Source organism: Pseudomonas sp. DE0157 (genome assembly GCF_007678615.1).
Lineage (GTDB): Bacteria > Pseudomonadota > Gammaproteobacteria > Pseudomonadales > Pseudomonadaceae > Aquipseudomonas > Aquipseudomonas parafulva_B.
This window is the reverse complement of record NZ_VEJN01000008.1, coordinates 187,262-202,810: the sequence shown is the minus strand read 5'-3', so window position 1 is coordinate 202,810 and position 15,549 is coordinate 187,262. Positions and strand designations below refer to the sequence as shown.

At 61.5% G+C, this 15,549-nt stretch carries 17 protein-coding genes; all 17 read left to right on the top strand.

From position 1 onward, the window contains the following. Nucleotides 1–18: 18 nt before the first annotated feature. The 17 genes from iscA (at nucleotide 19) to FS777_RS12685 (ending at nucleotide 15,520) form a co-directional block, all read left to right on the top strand. Nucleotides 19–342 carry an iron-sulfur cluster assembly protein IscA gene (iscA, locus tag FS777_RS12765; RefSeq protein ID WP_023533425.1) on the top strand — a complete coding sequence of 108 codons (324 nt, stop codon included), beginning with the start codon at nucleotides 19–21 and terminating at the stop codon, nucleotides 340–342. An 8-nt stretch (nucleotides 343–350) separates the two neighbouring features. Then, nucleotides 351–872, top strand: coding sequence for a co-chaperone HscB (hscB, locus tag FS777_RS12760; protein WP_145255806.1), 522 nt, complete (start codon nucleotides 351–353; stop codon nucleotides 870–872). 42 nt (nucleotides 873–914) lie between these two features. Further along, nucleotides 915–2,780 (top strand): Fe-S protein assembly chaperone HscA, encoded by a 1,866-nt coding sequence (gene hscA, locus FS777_RS12755; protein ID WP_145255802.1) that lies wholly within the window; start codon nucleotides 915–917, stop codon nucleotides 2,778–2,780. A gap of 3 nt (nucleotides 2,781–2,783) precedes the next feature. Further along, complete coding sequence (gene fdx / locus FS777_RS12750; RefSeq protein WP_078479079.1) at nucleotides 2,784–3,125, top strand: ISC system 2Fe-2S type ferredoxin; 342 nt, start codon at nucleotides 2,784–2,786, stop codon at nucleotides 3,123–3,125. Between the two features lie 10 nt (nucleotides 3,126–3,135). Next, nucleotides 3,136–3,336: a Fe-S cluster assembly protein IscX gene (gene iscX / locus FS777_RS12745; RefSeq protein WP_145255799.1), complete on the top strand. Its 201-nt coding sequence runs from the start codon at nucleotides 3,136–3,138 to the stop codon at nucleotides 3,334–3,336. Nucleotides 3,337–3,424: 88 nt separating this feature from the next. Beyond that, nucleotides 3,425–3,850, top strand: a complete 426-nt coding sequence (gene ndk / locus FS777_RS12740) for a nucleoside-diphosphate kinase (RefSeq protein WP_028631587.1) — start codon at nucleotides 3,425–3,427, stop codon at nucleotides 3,848–3,850. Nucleotides 3,851–3,878: 28 nt separating this feature from the next. Then, nucleotides 3,879–5,024, top strand: a complete 1,146-nt coding sequence (gene rlmN, locus FS777_RS12735) for a 23S rRNA (adenine(2503)-C(2))-methyltransferase RlmN (protein ID WP_023533387.1) — start codon at nucleotides 3,879–3,881, stop codon at nucleotides 5,022–5,024. Nucleotides 5,025–5,037: 13 nt separating this feature from the next. Beyond that, the gene (pilW, locus tag FS777_RS12730) at nucleotides 5,038–5,799 is read left to right on the top strand and encodes a type IV pilus biogenesis/stability protein PilW (protein WP_058604366.1); all 762 of its coding nucleotides are present in this window, start codon (nucleotides 5,038–5,040) and stop codon (nucleotides 5,797–5,799) included. After that, the gene (locus FS777_RS12725) at nucleotides 5,796–6,806 is read left to right on the top strand and encodes a RodZ domain-containing protein (RefSeq protein WP_145255796.1); all 1,011 of its coding nucleotides are present in this window, start codon (nucleotides 5,796–5,798) and stop codon (nucleotides 6,804–6,806) included. Before pilW ends, FS777_RS12725 begins: the two co-directional genes overlap by 4 nt. Before the next feature lie 3 nt (nucleotides 6,807–6,809). Beyond that, nucleotides 6,810–7,919, top strand: a complete 1,110-nt coding sequence (gene ispG / locus FS777_RS12720; RefSeq protein ID WP_058637460.1) for a flavodoxin-dependent (E)-4-hydroxy-3-methylbut-2-enyl-diphosphate synthase — start codon at nucleotides 6,810–6,812, stop codon at nucleotides 7,917–7,919. 25 nt (nucleotides 7,920–7,944) lie between these two features. Then, nucleotides 7,945–9,234, top strand: coding sequence for a histidine--tRNA ligase (gene hisS, locus FS777_RS12715; protein WP_058637461.1), 1,290 nt, complete (start codon nucleotides 7,945–7,947; stop codon nucleotides 9,232–9,234). Nucleotides 9,235–9,273: 39 nt separating this feature from the next. After that, the gene (locus FS777_RS12710; protein ID WP_058637462.1) at nucleotides 9,274–9,915 is read left to right on the top strand and encodes a tetratricopeptide repeat protein; all 642 of its coding nucleotides are present in this window, start codon (nucleotides 9,274–9,276) and stop codon (nucleotides 9,913–9,915) included. After that, nucleotides 9,916–11,058, top strand: a complete 1,143-nt coding sequence (gene bamB, locus FS777_RS12705; protein WP_058637463.1) for an outer membrane protein assembly factor BamB — start codon at nucleotides 9,916–9,918, stop codon at nucleotides 11,056–11,058. It begins immediately after the preceding gene. A gap of 115 nt (nucleotides 11,059–11,173) precedes the next feature. Next, nucleotides 11,174–12,637 (top strand): ribosome biogenesis GTPase Der, encoded by a 1,464-nt coding sequence (gene der / locus FS777_RS12700; protein WP_023533412.1) that lies wholly within the window; start codon nucleotides 11,174–11,176, stop codon nucleotides 12,635–12,637. Between the two features lie 268 nt (nucleotides 12,638–12,905). Continuing rightward, nucleotides 12,906–13,454, top strand: coding sequence for a hypothetical protein (locus FS777_RS12695; RefSeq protein WP_058637464.1), 549 nt, complete (start codon nucleotides 12,906–12,908; stop codon nucleotides 13,452–13,454). A gap of 138 nt (nucleotides 13,455–13,592) precedes the next feature. After that, a complete protein-coding gene (locus FS777_RS12690) occupies nucleotides 13,593–14,741 on the top strand; it encodes a pyridoxal phosphate-dependent aminotransferase (protein WP_145255791.1) in 1,149 nt (382 codons plus the stop codon). Next, nucleotides 14,729–15,520: an amidohydrolase gene (locus tag FS777_RS12685; protein WP_078479075.1), complete on the top strand. Its 792-nt coding sequence runs from the start codon at nucleotides 14,729–14,731 to the stop codon at nucleotides 15,518–15,520. Before FS777_RS12690 ends, FS777_RS12685 begins: the two co-directional genes overlap by 13 nt. Nucleotides 15,521–15,549 lie beyond the last annotated feature (29 nt).

The window sequence follows — 15,549 nt, the reverse complement described above, 5'->3', positions numbered from 1 at the left end:
GCAAGGTAAGGAGTTCTCATGGCTATCAGCATGACAGAAGCCGCCGCCAACCATGTGCGGCGTTCCCTGGAAGGGCGTGGCAAGGGTGAAGGCATTCGCCTTGGCGTACGCACCACCGGTTGCTCGGGCCTGGCCTACGTGCTGGAGTTCGTCGACGAGCTGGCTGGCGAGGACCAGGTGTTCGAGAACCATGGCGTCAAGGTGATCATCGATCCCAAGAGCCTGGTCTATCTTGACGGCACCGAGCTGGACTTCGTCAAGGAAGGGTTGAACGAAGGGTTCAAGTTCAACAACCCCAACGTGCGCGGTGAGTGTGGCTGCGGCGAAAGCTTCAACGTCTGAGGCCGACCGTGGGTACTCCTTGTCATTTTGCACTGTTCGACTTGCAGCCGAGTTTTCGACTGGACCTAGAGATGCTGGCCACTCGCTACCGCGAGCTGGCCCGCGAAGTCCATCCTGATCGGTTTGCCGACGCCTCCGAGCGCGAGCAACGCGCCGCGCTGGAGAAATCCGCTGCCCTCAACGACGCCTACCAGACGCTGCGCAGTGCGCCACGCCGTGCGCGCTACCTGTTGGCGATCGGTGGCCACGAAGTGCCGCAGGAGGTCACGGTCCATGATCCGGATTTCCTGTTGCAACAGATGCAGTGGCGTGAAGAGCTCGAAGACCTCCAGGACGAAGCCGACCTCGGTGGCGTGGCCGTGTTCAAGAAGCGCCTGAAGGCTGCTCAGGACACGCTCAACGAGGATTTCGCCGCCTGCTGGGATGTTGCCGACGCGCGTGAGCAGGCCGAACGCCTGATGCGCCGCATGCAATTCCTCGACAAGCTCGCCCAAGAAGTGCGCCAACTGGAAGAGCGCCTCGACGATTAACCCGGTGCTGCCCGTGATGGCACCTAAGGTATTCAGATAAGCATGGCCCTATTGCAGATTGCCGAACCCGGTCAAACGCCCCAGCCCCATGAGCGCCGCCTGGCGGTAGGGATTGACCTGGGCACCACCAACTCGCTGGTTGCTGCATTGCGCAGTGGCGTCAGCGAGCCCCTGCCCGATGCGCAAGGTAATGTGATTCTGCCTTCGGCGGTGCGTTACCTCGAAGCTGGCGGCAGCGACGTCGGGCAGGCAGCGCGTGACGCTGCCTCCAGCGATCCGCTGAACACCGTGCTGTCGGTCAAGCGCCTGATGGGTCGCGGTCTGGCCGACGTCAAGCAGTTGGGCGAGCAGTTGCCCTACCGCTTCGTCGGTGGCGAATCGCACATGCCCTTCATCGACACGGTACAGGGCCCCAAGAGCCCGGTGCAGGTGTCGGCAGACATCCTCAAGGTGCTGCGCGAGCGCGCCGAAGCGACGTTGGGAGGTGAACTGGTAGGTGCGGTGATCACCGTTCCCGCCTATTTCGACGACGCCCAGCGCCAAGCCACCAAAGATGCGGCACGCCTGGCTGGCCTGAACGTACTGCGTCTGCTCAACGAGCCCACTGCTGCCGCCGTGGCCTATGGCCTTGACCAGAACGCCGAGGGCGTGGTCGCCATCTACGACCTGGGTGGCGGTACCTTCGATATCTCCATCCTGCGCCTGACGGCGGGGGTGTTCGAGGTGCTGGCCACCGGCGGCGATACCGCCCTGGGTGGCGATGACTTCGACCATGCCATTGCAGGCTGGATCATCGAGCAGGCGGGCCTGTCCTCCGACCTCGATCCGGCTACCCAGCGTGCGCTGCTGCAGACCGCTTGCGCCGCCAAGGAAGCGTTGACCGATGCCGAGGTGGTGAGTGTCACCCATGGCGCCTGGCAGGGTGAGCTCACCCGTGCCGGTTTCGATGCGATGATCGAGCCGCTGGTGGCGCGAAGCCTCAAGGCCTGCCGCCGTGCCGTGCGTGACAGCGGTGTCGAGCTCGAGGACGTGAGCGCCGTGGTCATGGTAGGTGGCTCCACGCGCGTGCCTCGTGTTCGCGATGCCGTCGGTTGCCTGTTCGGTCGTAGCCCGTTGACCTCCATCGACCCCGATCAGGTCGTGGCCATCGGTGCCGCGATCCAGGCCGATACCCTGGCCGGCAATCGTCGCGAAGGCGGCGAGCTGTTGCTGCTCGATGTGATTCCACTGTCGCTGGGCCTTGAGACCATGGGTGGGCTCATGGAGAAAGTGATCCCGCGCAACACCACCATCCCGGTGGCGCGCGCTCAGGAATTCACCACCTACAAAGACGGCCAGTCGGCCATGATGATCCATGTGCTGCAGGGCGAGCGCGAACTGATCAGCGATTGCCGGTCACTGGCGCGCTTTGAACTGCGCGGCATCCCGGCCATGGTGGCAGGGGCGGCGAAAATTCGCGTCACCTTCCAGGTCGATGCCGACGGCCTGCTCAGCGTCGCTGCCCGCGAACTGGCATCGGGCGTGGAAGCCAGCATTCAGGTCAAGCCGTCCTACGGCCTGACCGATGGCGAAATCGCGCGCATGCTCAAGGACTCCTTCGAGCATGCCGGTATCGACAAGCAGGCCCGCCAGTTGCGTGAGCACCAGGTGGACGCCGAGCGGCTGCTCGAAGCGGTGCAGGGCGCCCTGGACGCCGACGGTCAGCGCTTGCTCAGCGAAGAAGAGCGCCATGCCATTGAATTCCAGATGCAAGAACTACGTGATTTGCTGGCGGGCACCGATGGCGCTGCCATCGAGCAACAGACCAAGCGTCTGTCGCAGGTGACCGACGCATTTGCCGCCCGACGCCTTGATTCGACGGTCAAAGCCGCACTGGCCGGGCGCAACCTGAATGAGATCGAGGAGTAACCGATGCCGCTGGTGACATTCCTGCCGCATGAGAAGTTCTGCCCGGACGGGCTGACCGTGGACGTGCCTGCCGGCACCAACATCCTGGAGCTGGCCCACGACCATCACATCGAGATGGAGAGCGCCTGCGGCGGGGTGAAGGCTTGCACTACGTGCCACTGCATCGTGCGCAAGGGCTTCGATTCCCTCGAAGAAGCCGACGAGCTCGAAGAAGACATGCTGGACAAGGCGTGGGGCCTGGAAGCGCAGTCACGCCTGGGCTGCCAGGTGGTGGTAGCCGATCAGGACCTCACCATCGAAATCCCCAAGTATTCGCTCAACCACGCTGCCGAAGCGCCGCACTGAGGTCCTGGACATGAGTCTGAAATGGATTGATGTACTTGATATCGCCATCGAGCTTGCAGAAAGCAAGCCGGACGTCGATCCTCGCTATGTGAATTTCGTCGATTTGCACCATTGGGTGGTGGCATTGCCTGGTTTCAGCGACGATCCGTCGCGCGCCGGCGAGAAGGTGCTCGAGGCCATCCAGGCGGCCTGGATCGACGAAACCGACTGAACACGTACCGCAGGTTAGGCAATCCCCTGGAACCCGCGTATAATTCGCGGGTTTAATTTTTCGTAACACTCATATTCTGGAGTTTTCCATGGCTGTTCAACGTACTTTCTCCATCATCAAGCCTGACGCCGTTGCCAAGAACGTCATCGGCAAGATCACCAGCCGCTTCGAAGAAGCCGGCCTGAAAATCGTTGCCTCGAAAATCAAGCAACTGTCCAAGGCCGAGGCCGAAGGCTTCTACGCCGAGCACAGCGAGCGCGGCTTCTTCGGTGACCTGGTTGCCTTCATGACTTCCGGTCCGGTTGTCGTTCAGGTGCTGGAAGGCGAGAACGCCATTGCCAAGAACCGTGAGCTGATGGGCGCTACCAACCCTAAAGAAGCCGCTGCCGGCACCATCCGCGCCGACTTCGCCGAGTCCATCGATGCCAACGCCGTTCACGGTTCGGACTCCGAAGCTGCTGCCGCTCGCGAAATCGCTTACTTCTTCGCTGCTACCGAGGTAACCACTCGCTAAGCGAAAGCTTACGGGTGAGGGTGAATCCATGACGACATCGACTGACAAAATCAACCTGCTGGGCTTGACCCTGCAGGAAATGGAACAATTCTTCGATTCCATCGGAGAGAAGCGCTTCCGCGCCGGTCAGGTGATGAAATGGATTCACCACTTTGGCGTCGATGATTTCGCCGCCATGACGAACGTCGGCAAGGTCTTGCGTGAAAAGCTCGAGGCCGTTGCCGAAATTCGCCCGCCGGAAGTGGTCAGCGAAGACATTTCCGCAGACGGCACCCGCAAATGGGTGATCCGCGTTGCCTCTGGCAGCTGCGTCGAAACCGTCTACATTCCCACCGACGATCGCGGCACCCTGTGCGTGTCGTCGCAAGCCGGTTGTGCCCTGGACTGCAGTTTCTGCTCCACCGGTAAACAAGGCTTCAACAGCAACCTCACCGCCGCCGAAGTGATCGGCCAGGTGTGGCTTGCGAACAAATCCTTCGGGACCGTGCCTGCCAAGATCGACCGCGCTATCACCAACGTGGTCATGATGGGCATGGGCGAACCCCTGCTCAATTTCGACAATGTCATCGCCGCCATGAAGATCATGATGGAAGATCTGGGCTATGGCATCTCCAAGCGTCGCGTCACCCTGTCCACCTCGGGTGTTGTGCCGATGATCGATGAGCTGGCCAAGCACATCGATGTGTCCCTGGCCTTGTCGTTGCATGCACCCAATGACGAGCTGCGCAACAAGCTGGTACCGATCAACAAGAAGTATCCGCTCAAGATGCTGCTCGACTCGTGCATGGGTTACATGGCGACCCTGGGTGGCAAGCGTGTGCTCACCATCGAGTACACCCTGCTCAAGGACGTCAACGACCAGCCCGAGCATGCGGCGCAGATGATCGAACTGCTGCGCGACGTACCGTGCAAGATCAACCTGATTCCATTCAACCCGTTCCCGCACTCCGGTTACGAGCGCCCCAGCAACAACGCCATTCGTCGTTTCCAGGACCTGCTGCACCACGGCGGCTACAACGTGACGACGCGCACCACCCGCGGTGATGACATCGATGCAGCCTGCGGCCAGCTGGTGGGGCAGGTCAACGACCGCACACGGCGCAGCGAACGTTACATCGCCGTCCGGCAACTGTCGGCTGACGCCGAGCGGCCGGACAGCCCGGCCGCCCACTGACCGGAACTGGCCTATGAACCTGCGCGCTGCGCTGCCGATCCTTGCGCTTTCGCTGCTCGCCGGCTGCATGTCGGGTGGGGGCAGCGATGCACAGGTGGCTGAACAGCGCAGGGTCGAGGCCGGGCGCGCTTATGTGCAACTGGGGCTGGGCTATCTACAACAGGGGATGCTGGGCCAGGCCAAGGCGCCCTTGGCAAAAGCATTGGCGCTGGATGGCAACGATGCCGACGCGCATGCTGCCTTGGCATTGGTCTATCAGGCCGAAGGCGAGCCTGCGTTGGCCGAGCGTCACTTCAAGCAGGCGCTCGGGGCGGGTGCCAGCACCACGCGAATTCGCAACAATTACGGCAGTTTCCTTTATGCTCAAGGCCGGTTTGCCGAAGCGCAGCAGATGTTTCGCGTTGCCAGCGCCGATACCCTGTATCCTGAGCGTTCACGGGTTTATGAAAACCTTGGCCTGACAGCCTTGAGGCTCGGCCAGCGCGATCAGGCTCACGCCTATTTGCAAAAAGCATTGCAGCTTAACCAGCGACAACCACAAGCGTTGCTGGAAATGGCTGAGTTGTCCTACGAAAACAGGCATTATGTGCCGGCCCGGGATTACTACGATCGTTTCAGCCGGTTAAGTGGCCACGATGCCCGGAGCCTGCTGCTGGGTAGCCGCCTTGCCAAGGTGTTCGACGAGCAAGGCACGGTGGCCGAGTTGGGGCAGCAATTACAACGACTTTATCCCGGTACGCCGGAATATCAGCAATACCTGTCGGAGCAACGATGAACGCCGCGCATCCCGAAGTAGCTGTAGCGCCTGGCCAGAACCCTGGTGAGCTGTTGCGCCTGGCCCGTGAGAAACGGGGCTGGTCCCAAGCCGAGGTGGCCCGCAAGCTCAATCTTACTGTCAGCTCGCTCAACCATGTGGAAACCGGCGCCTTCGACAAGCTGCCCGGGCATACCTTCGCCCGAGGCTACATTCGCGCCTATGCCAAGTTGATGGAGCTGGACCAGGCCGCCTTGGTCGAAGCCTTCGATCGCTACACCGGCACTCACGCCAAAGGCAGCGACGTCCATTCGCTGGGGCGTATCGAAGAGCCTTCACGGTTGTCCCACAATATCCTGCGCGGGGTCAGCCTGTTGTTGCTGCTGGCTGTGGTGGGTGGCGGTTTCGTCTGGTGGCAGGACCAGGGCAGCATGCGCGGCAAGGACCTGTCTAGCGTTGCCCTTGAGCATGTTGAGGTCGAAAGCGCCGACGGCACCACCCAGATTCACCCGCTTGACGAACCCGAAGACCAAGCCGTCTCTGCCGCCCAGCAACCTGAAAGCGCCCCCCTGCCGCTGGCTCAGAGCACCGACGAGCAGCAGGCTGCAAGTACCAGTCAGGCACCGGCGGCCGACACGCCAGCCGCTGGGTCGGCTCCGGCAACTGGCACCGCAACGCCTCAGCCGGCTCCGGTGCCGGCCACTGCTACCCCTGTTGTCAGCGCGCCGACGGCAGCCACACCTGCGACAAGCGCAGACGCAGCCGAGCCCGCAGCTGCGCCAGCGGGCAGCGGCAAGGTCGCGATTGAGTTCGTCGCCGATTGCTGGACTCAGGTTTCCGATGGCAACGGCAAGGTGCTGTTCAGCGGCATCAAGCGCAAGGGGGACAACCTCGAGCTGACTGGCAAGGCGCCCTTTGCGCTCCGCCTGGGCTTTGCCCGTGGCGCCAAGGTCAGCTACAACGGCCAGTCCGTCGACGTTGCCCCGTTCACCAGTGGCGAAACCGCTCGCCTGAAGTTGGGACAGTAATTCATGCACGGCCAATCCCCGATCAAACGTCGCGAATCCCGCAAGATATGGGTCGGCAATGTGCCGGTGGGTGGTGATGCGCCCATTGCAGTGCAGAGCATGACCAATACCGATACCAATGATGTCGCCGCCACGGTGGGGCAGATCCAGCGTCTGGTCGATGCCGGTGTGGACATCGTTCGCGTCTCGGTACCTGACATGGACGCAGCCGAAGCCTTCGGCCGCATCAAGCAGCAGGTCAGTGTGCCGCTGGTCGCCGACATTCACTTCGACTACAAGATCGCTTTGCGCGTGGCCGAGCTGGGTGTGGACTGCCTGCGCATCAACCCCGGCAACATCGGTCGTGAAGACCGGGTCAGGGCCGTCGTGGACGCCGCCCGCGACCGCGGTATCCCGATCCGTATCGGGGTCAACGCAGGCTCACTGGAAAAGGACCTGCAGAAAAAGTACGGCGAGCCTACGCCTGCTGCCCTGGTCGAATCGGCGCTGCGTCATGTGGAGCACCTTGATCGCCTCGACTTCCAGGATTTCAAGGTGAGCGTCAAGGCGTCGGACGTGTTCATGGCCGTCGAAGCCTATCGCCTGTTGGCGCGGCAAATCGTGCAACCCCTGCACCTGGGGATCACCGAAGCCGGTGGCCTGCGTTCGGGTACGGTGAAATCTGCCGTTGGCCTAGGTATGCTGCTGGCCGAAGGCATTGGCGATACCATCCGCATTTCGCTGGCGGCAGACCCGGTGGAGGAGGTCAAGGTAGGCTATGACATCCTCAAGTCCCTGCATTTGCGTTCACGAGGCATCAACTTCATCGCCTGCCCGAGCTGCTCGCGGCAGAATTTCGATGTGGTAAAAACCATGAACGAGCTCGAAGGGCGCCTCGAGGACCTGCTGGTTCCGTTGGACGTGGCCGTCATCGGCTGTGTGGTCAATGGCCCGGGGGAGGCCAAGGAAGCGCATGTCGGCCTCACCGGTGGTACGCCCAACCTGGTCTACATCGACGGTAAACCTGCGCAGAAACTGACCAACGACAACCTGGTCGATGATCTCGAAAGGCTCATCCGACAGAAAGCGGCCGAGAAGGTCGAAGCCGACGCGGCACTGATCGTCCGTGGCTGATACACAGAATTCGTAAGGATCATTCGTGAGCAAATCGCTGCAAGCCATCCGTGGCATGAACGACATCCTGCCTGAGCAGTCGCCGTTGTGGCGCTATTTCGAAGGTACCGTTGCCGGCCTGCTGGACACCTACGGGTACAGCCAGATCCGCACGCCCATCGTGGAATTCACCGAGCTGTTCAAGCGCTCGATCGGTGAAGTGACCGATATTGTCGAAAAGGAGATGTACACCTTCGAGGACCGCAACGGCGACTCGCTCACGTTGCGTCCGGAAGGGACGGCGGCCTGCGTCCGCGCGGTGCTGGAGCATGGCATCACCGGTAATGGCCAGGTGCAGAAGCTGTGGTACATCGGGCAAATGTTCCGCCACGAGCGCCCCCAGAAGGGCCGCTACCGGCAGTTCCACCAGATCGGTGTGGAGGTGTTCAACCTCGATGGCCCGGACATCGATGCCGAGTTGATCATGCTGACCTGGCGCCTGTGGGGCTTGCTGGGTATTCAGGATGCGGTCAAGCTCGAACTCAACAGCCTTGGCACCAGCCAAGCGCGCGCCCGCTACCGCGACGCGTTGGTAGAGTTCCTGTCCGCGCGCCTGGAGCAACTGGACGAAGACAGCCAGCGCCGCCTCAAGAGCAATCCGCTGCGCATCCTCGACAGCAAGGACACCAATACCCAGGCGGTGCTGGTCGATGCGCCGAAGCTCGAAGATTACCTGGACGAAGAATCCCGTGCGCACTTCGTAGGCCTGAAGGCCCGCCTGGACGCTGCCGGCATTCCATTCGTGCTCAACACCAAGCTGGTGCGGGGGCTGGATTACTACAGCAAGACCGTCTTCGAATGGGTCACTGACAAGCTTGGCGCCCAGGGCACCGTATGTGCCGGCGGCCGCTACGATGGGCTGGTGGAGCAAATGGGCGGCAAGCCTACCCCTGGCGTTGGCTTTGCCATGGGTATCGAGCGTCTGATTCTGCTGCTCGAAACCCTGGGCAAGGTACCGGACTCCATCAGCCGTCAGGTCGATGTCTACCTCTGCGCGTTTGGCGAGCAGGCCGAGTTGGCGGGCCTGCGACTGTCCGAAGCGGTGCGTGACCGTCTGCCCGGCCTGCGTCTGGCCGTGAATGCGGGCGGGGGCAGTTTCAAGAGCCAGTTCAAGAAAGCCGACAAGAGCGGCGCGCTGTTCGCCTTGATTCTTGGCGATGACGAGTTGGCCAAACAGGAAGTCGGCTTCAAACCCCTGCGTGGTCAGGGCGAACAACAGAACATTGCCTGGGATGCCCTTGCAGGGCACCTGGAAACCGCGATCGCACACGCGTAACGCGGTTCAACGAGCGAATAGGCGAAAAGGAGTATTGGGGTGTCGAGTACCGATGATGATGACCTGGCAGGGGTCAAGGACTGGTGGAACCGTAACGGCAAGCCGCTGCTGACCGGCGCGCTGCTCGCCGGCGTGGTGGTGCTGGGGTGGAACACCTGGCACAAGTACCAGAACAACCAGTCGCAAGGTGCCTCGCAGCTGTATCAGGCGCTGTTGGAAACCAGCCTCACGCCTACGGGTCAGCCGGACGCCACCCGGGTTGCGGAACTGGCCGGCAAGCTCAAGAGCGAGTTCGGCGGCACGACCTATGCCCAGTACGGCAGCCTGTTCGTGGCCAAGGTAGCGGTCGAGAGCGGCAAGCTCGACGATGCCGCTGGCGAGCTCAAGGCTATTGTGGACAAGCCAGCAGACGCCACCCTTGGCGAGATCGCACGCCAGCGTCTGGCCCGTGTGCTGGCTGCCCAGAACAAGGCCGAGGATGCCCTCAAGTTGCTGGATGGGGATGCCGAGAAAGCCTTCCTCGCCAGTCGCGAGGAGTTGAAAGGGGACCTGCTGGTACAGCTAGGCCGCGCTGCTGACGCGCACGGTGCCTACGAAAAGGCCAAGGCTGCGTTGTCCGACGAGGCGGCAGTGGGTGGCTTGCAGTTGAAGCTCGATGATCTGGCCAGAGGGGACGCGTAAGTGATCGGTTGGAAACAAGCAGCAGTGCTGACCTTGGCGGTATTGGCCGCAGGGTGCAGCAGCAACAGCAAGAAGGAACTGCCTCCTGCCGAGCTGACCAAATTCACCGAGGAAGTGGTGCTCAAGAAGCAGTGGAGCCGCTCCATTGGTGATGGCCAGGGTGAAACCTACAATACCCTCGTGCCGGCCATCGAGAATGACCGGATCTATGCCTCCGACGTCACTGGGGATGTCTATGCCCTGGACCGCATCACGGGCAACGTGGTGTGGAACAAGGACCTTGACCTGCCGGTTTCCGGTGCGGTTGGCGTAGGCTATGGCCTGGTGATGCTCGGCACCCTCAAGGGTGAAGTGATCGCCCTGGATTCGAGCACCGGTGAGGAGCGCTGGCGCGCCCGCGTGACCAGCGAAGTGCTGGCGCCTCCGGCCAACAACGGTGATGTAGTGGTGGTGCAGACCCAGGACGATCGCCTGATCGGGCTGGATGCCGCCACTGGTGACCGTCGCTGGATCTATGAAAGCACCCCGGCGGTACTGACCCTTCGCGGCACCGGCGCGCCCGTCGTGACCAACCGCCTGGCAGTCGCGGGCCTTTCCACCGGCAAGGTCGTGGCAGTCGACATCAGCAATGGCGTACCTGTATGGGAAAGCCGTGTGGCGATCCCGCAGGGCCGTTCGGAGCTTGAGCGTGTCGTCGACATCGACGGCGGCCTGCTGCTTTCTGGTGGTACCCTGTACGTCAGCACATACCAGGGGCGCGTTGCGGGCCTGGACTTGGAAAGCGGCCGCGTGCTCTGGCAGCGTGATGCCTCCAGCTACGTAGGGGTCGCCCAAGGCTTTGGCAACGTCTACGTGAGCGAAGCCTCGGGTACCGTGGAAAGCGTCGATGAGCGATCCTCTAGCGCCTTGTGGTCCAACGATGCCATGGCCCGTCGCCAGCTGACCGCCCCCGAGGTGTACAGCAGCTACGTGGCAGTAGGCGACTTCGAAGGTTACCTGCACCTGCTCAGCCAGGTCGACGGTCGCTTCGTTGGCCGTGAGCGTGTCGACAGCAGTGGCCTGCGCGCACGGCCACTGGTGGTTGGGGATACCATCTATGTCTTCGGCAACAGCGGCAAGCTCGAGGCACTGACTATCCGCTGAAGCTATGCTTGAAGCCGTGCGGCTTCAGGCTGCGGCGTAGGACACGCCGCCCGAACTCCGGCCGCTGCCTTGCAGCGGCCTTTGTATTTTCAAGAATTCAAGAGTGGAGAGCCGAATGGTTCCCGTAATCGCCCTGGTGGGCCGCCCGAACGTCGGCAAATCCACCATGTTCAACCGCCTGACCAAGACCCGCGATGCCATCGTGGGTGACCTGTCGGGCCTGACCCGTGATCGCCAGTACGGCGATGCCAGCTGGCAGGGTCGCTCCTTCATCCTCATCGACACCGGTGGCATCACCGGTGATGAAGTGGGCATGGACGAAAAAATGGCCGAGCAGTCGCTCATGGCCATCGAAGAAGCCGACTATGTGCTGTTCCTGGTCGATGCCCGTGCAGGCATGACGGCGGCAGACCAAATGATTGCCGAGCACCTGCGCAAGCGCAACAAGGCGGCGATCCTGGTCGCCAACAAGATCGACAATATCGACGCTGACGTTGCCCGCGCCGAGTTCTCGCCGATGGGCATGGGCAATGCCATTCCGGTAGCAGGCTCCCAGGGTCGAGGTATCAATGCGTTGATGGAGGCCGTACTCGGCCACTTGCCGCGCGATGCCGAAGAAGAAGCCTTGGACCAGGATGTCGCCGAAGGCGAAGAGGCCGTGCGCATCCCTGGCCCAAGCGAAAAGGATGGCATCAAGATCGCCATCATTGGTCGCCCCAACGTCGGCAAGTCGACCCTGGTCAACCGCATGCTCGGTGAAGAGCGCGTGGTGGTTTACGACGAGCCGGGTACCACCCGCGACAGTATCTACATCCCGTTCGAGCGTGATGGTGACAAGTACACCTTCATCGACACCGCCGGTGTGCGCAAGCGCGGCAAGATCCACGAGGAAGTCGAAAAGTTCTCGGTGGTCAAGACGCTGCAGGCGATCAAGGACGCTAACGTGGTGATCTTCGTCATGGATGCTCGCGAAGGTGTGGTCGATCATGACCTGAACCTGCTGGGCTTTGCCCTGGAAGCTGGCCGCGCCATCGTCATCGCCCTGAACAAGTGGGATGGCATGGAGCCGGGTGAGCGTGCCTATGTGAAGACCGAACTGGAGCGCCGGCTGTTCTTCGTTGACTTCGCCGATATCCACTTCATTTCGGCCCTGCACGGCACCGGCGTGGGCAACCTGTACAAGTCGGTGCAGGCTGCATTCACCTCAGCTGTGACCCGCTGGCCGACCAGCCGTCTGACGCAGATCCTCGAAGACGCCGTCAGCGAGCACCAGCCGCCGCTGGTCAATGGCCGTCGCATCAAGCTGCGTTATGCGCACTTGGGTGGGGCCAACCCGCCGCTGATCGTGATCCACGGCAACCAGACCGACAGCATTCCCAAGTCGTACTCGCGTTACCTGGAAAACACTTACCGTCGCGTGCTCAAGCTGGTCGGCACGCCGATTCGCATCGAGTACAAGGGCGGTGAGAACCCGTACGAGGGCAAGAAGAACACCCTCACAGACCGGCAGGTCAACAAGAAGCGTCGCTTGATGTCGCATCACAAGAAGGCTGAGAAGAAACGTCGCGATAAGCGATAGGCGCCTGCTGGGCGCGTCACGCTGCCCGTTCCATGCTTCGCCCCCCGTGCCGCGCGTCTCCAGCGCCGCACCCTGTTTCCTGTTTCCTCACGAGTACGGCCATGCCGCCAAGCTCGGGAGGAAACATTGATCTATGCCGCCTTCCACTTTGCACCGGTAGTTTGTGTGCGGGTAGTGCACGAGGCGCTGAGTCTGTGCTCCTCATTGGTGGCTCATTGGCTATTCACGTACCTGTGAATGCTGTGCTGGATCAATCAAAGGGAACATCATGAACGATATCTTTTTACAAAAAGCCAAGGGTAAGCTCTATCTGCTCAAGGATGGCGAACGTCACGCAATTATCGTCAATCATTTGAATGAACTGCAGGTAGCCGGAACGCTTGATACGCCCGAGTGCTTCGACATCGGAATGCTCGCTCACCCATCGCTCGAGGGGGGTATGGCGTTTGAATTTCGAACGTCAGCAGGCAAGCAGGTTACTGGACGTGGTGGGCGTGTCCTTCATGCATCGGACACAGAGCTGGGCACGCCCGGTCCTGCCCTGCAAATTATCCACCTGGCCGGGAACATTGACGGCGAGCCCAATGTGAATCAGGTTCAATTGCAAACCCTCGATGCCCGCCATGTCTCGGCCCACGATCGCGTGTTAGTCGGCTACAAAAAAGTCCCAGTTGGCTGGACCTGGTTCAGCATCAAGCCTAATGATACGAAAAACATACCTGTCTGGGAGAGCCAGCCAAGCGACAGGTTGCGTTTCCATACTACGGATGTAGCGCCCGCAGCGACTTTCATACTGGAGTTCGTCACCCAGGCATAGCGCGGAGCTAGCCCCGGCAGTGATCGTCGGGAAAGCTTGTGACGTGCGACTCACGCTCTGACCGGCTTCTTACCGACGAAACGATCCGCTATGCTCGTGCTTTCTTCCCGTGCCGGCTGCACCAGGAGCGAGGGCGCCATGATCCCCAGCAAATTGCCGAACGTCGGCACGACCATCTTTACCACCATGTCAGAGCTCGCCGCCCAGACCGGGGCGCTGAACCTTTCGCAGGGCTTCCCGGATTTCAACGGGCCCCAGGCCCTGCTCGATTCGGTGGGCCGACATGTCATGGCGGGTCACAATCAATACACGCCAATGTCGGGCCTTGCAGCCTTACGCCAGCAGGTGGCCTTGAAGGTCAAGCGCCTCTATGGTGCGACGGTAGACCCCGACCATGAAGTGACGATTACGCCCGGCGCGACGGAGGCGATCTTCTGCGCTATCCAGGCTGTTGTGCGGCCAGGGGACGAGGTCATCATCTTCGACCCCTGTTACGACAGCTACGCGCCCTCGGTGGCACTGGCCGGGGGCCGTTGCGTGCATCTGCAGCTGGACCCCAGCGACTTTGCCATCGATTGGCAGCAGTTCGCGGACGCACTTACGCCACGCACACGTCTGGTCGTGCTCAACTCGCCCCATAACCCAAGCGGTGCCTTGCTGTCCCGGAAGGATCTGGACCAGCTGGCGCAGCTGATCGCCAATCGAGACATCTACGTACTGAGCGATGAAGTCTACGAGCACCTGGTCTATGACGACGTGCAGCATGCTTGCGTACTGGCTCACGAGCAGCTCTACAGACGTGCGTTCGTGGTCAGTTCCTTTGGCAAGACATACCACGTCACCGGCTGGAAGACGGGCTATGTCATCGCACCGCCGGCCCTCACCACCGAACTGCGCAAGGTGCATCAATACGTCAACTTTTGTGGCGTGACTCCTTTGCAGTACGCCCTGGCTGACTTCATGGCCGAGCATCCCGAACATGTCGATGCGTTACCGGCTTTCTATCAAGCCAAGCGCGACCTGTGCTGCGGCTTGTTGCAAGATTCGCGATTCAGGTTCACCCCCACGGCCGGCACTTATTTTCAGCTGATTGATTATTCGCATATCCGTCCGGACCTCGATGACGTGCAGATGGCGACGTGGTTGACCCGCGAGCATGGTGTGGCCACCATCCCGATCTCGGTGTTCTATCAGCAAGCTGTTCCCGGTCAACGGCTGCTGCGCCTGTGCTTTGCCAAACGAGAGGAGACGCTGCGTCAGGCAGCGGAGAAACTATGCGCGATCTAAGTACGCTGCCAGACCTCAGGCTGGCTCTGGTGCAGACCACCCTGGCCTGGCACGACCGGGAAGCCAATTTCGCCCATTTCGACGTGCTGCTTGAGCAGGTGGGCGAGGTGGACCTGGTGATCTTGCCGGAAATGTTCACCACCGGGTTTTCCATGCAGTCCGAAAGCCTCGCCGAGCCGGAGAATGGCCCCACGTACAAGTGGCTCAAGGCTCAGGCGAAGAGGTGCAACGCCGTGGTCACGGGAAGCGTGATCATTCAGGCGGCCGATGGCAGCCACCGTAACCGCCTGCTCTGGGCAAGGCCTGATGGCGAGATCCTGCACTACGACAAGCGTCACCTGTTCCGCATGGCCGGTGAGCACGAGCACTACACGCCAGGCGAGCGGCAGGTGCAGTTCGAGCTCAAGGGCTGGCGCATTCGCCCGCTCATTTGCTACGACCTGCGCTTCCCGGTCTGGAGCCGGGATGCCACCGACACCGACCTGCTGTTGTACACAGCCAACTGGCCGGCGGCGCGGCGTCTGCACTGGAACCGCCTGTTGCCGGCGCGAGGGATCGAAAACCTGTGCTATGTGGCGGCGGTGAACCGGGTGGGCATTGACGGCAAGAGCTTCGCGTACAGCGGTGACAGCCAGGTGCTGGATTTTCAGGGCGAGAGCTTGCTCAGTGCTGGAGAGGCCGATGGCGTGTTCACCGTGGTATTGAGTGCCTCGGAACTGGCCGCTTACAGAGCCAAGTTCCCGGCCAACCTGGATGCCGATACCTTCGAGTTGCACTGATCGCAGCGCCGGCGTCCTGGAGGATTACT

Coding starts and splice junctions, on each gene's coding strand:
- iscA (WP_023533425.1), top strand. CDS start 19: ATGGCTATCAGCATGACAGAAGCCGCCGCCAACCATGTGCGGCGTTCC.
- hscA (WP_145255802.1), top strand. CDS start 915: ATGGCCCTATTGCAGATTGCCGAACCCGGTCAAACGCCCCAGCCCCAT.
- fdx (WP_078479079.1), top strand. CDS start 2,784: ATGCCGCTGGTGACATTCCTGCCGCATGAGAAGTTCTGCCCGGACGGG.
- iscX (WP_145255799.1), top strand. CDS start 3,136: ATGAGTCTGAAATGGATTGATGTACTTGATATCGCCATCGAGCTTGCA.
- ndk (WP_028631587.1), top strand. CDS start 3,425: ATGGCTGTTCAACGTACTTTCTCCATCATCAAGCCTGACGCCGTTGCC.
- rlmN (WP_023533387.1), top strand. CDS start 3,879: ATGACGACATCGACTGACAAAATCAACCTGCTGGGCTTGACCCTGCAG.
- pilW (WP_058604366.1), top strand. CDS start 5,038: ATGAACCTGCGCGCTGCGCTGCCGATCCTTGCGCTTTCGCTGCTCGCC.
- FS777_RS12725 (WP_145255796.1), top strand. CDS start 5,796: ATGAACGCCGCGCATCCCGAAGTAGCTGTAGCGCCTGGCCAGAACCCT.
- ispG (WP_058637460.1), top strand. CDS start 6,810: ATGCACGGCCAATCCCCGATCAAACGTCGCGAATCCCGCAAGATATGG.
- der (WP_023533412.1), top strand. CDS start 11,174: ATGGTTCCCGTAATCGCCCTGGTGGGCCGCCCGAACGTCGGCAAATCC.
- FS777_RS12695 (WP_058637464.1), top strand. CDS start 12,906: ATGAACGATATCTTTTTACAAAAAGCCAAGGGTAAGCTCTATCTGCTC.
- FS777_RS12690 (WP_145255791.1), top strand. CDS start 13,593: ATGATCCCCAGCAAATTGCCGAACGTCGGCACGACCATCTTTACCACC.
- FS777_RS12685 (WP_078479075.1), top strand. CDS start 14,729: ATGCGCGATCTAAGTACGCTGCCAGACCTCAGGCTGGCTCTGGTGCAG.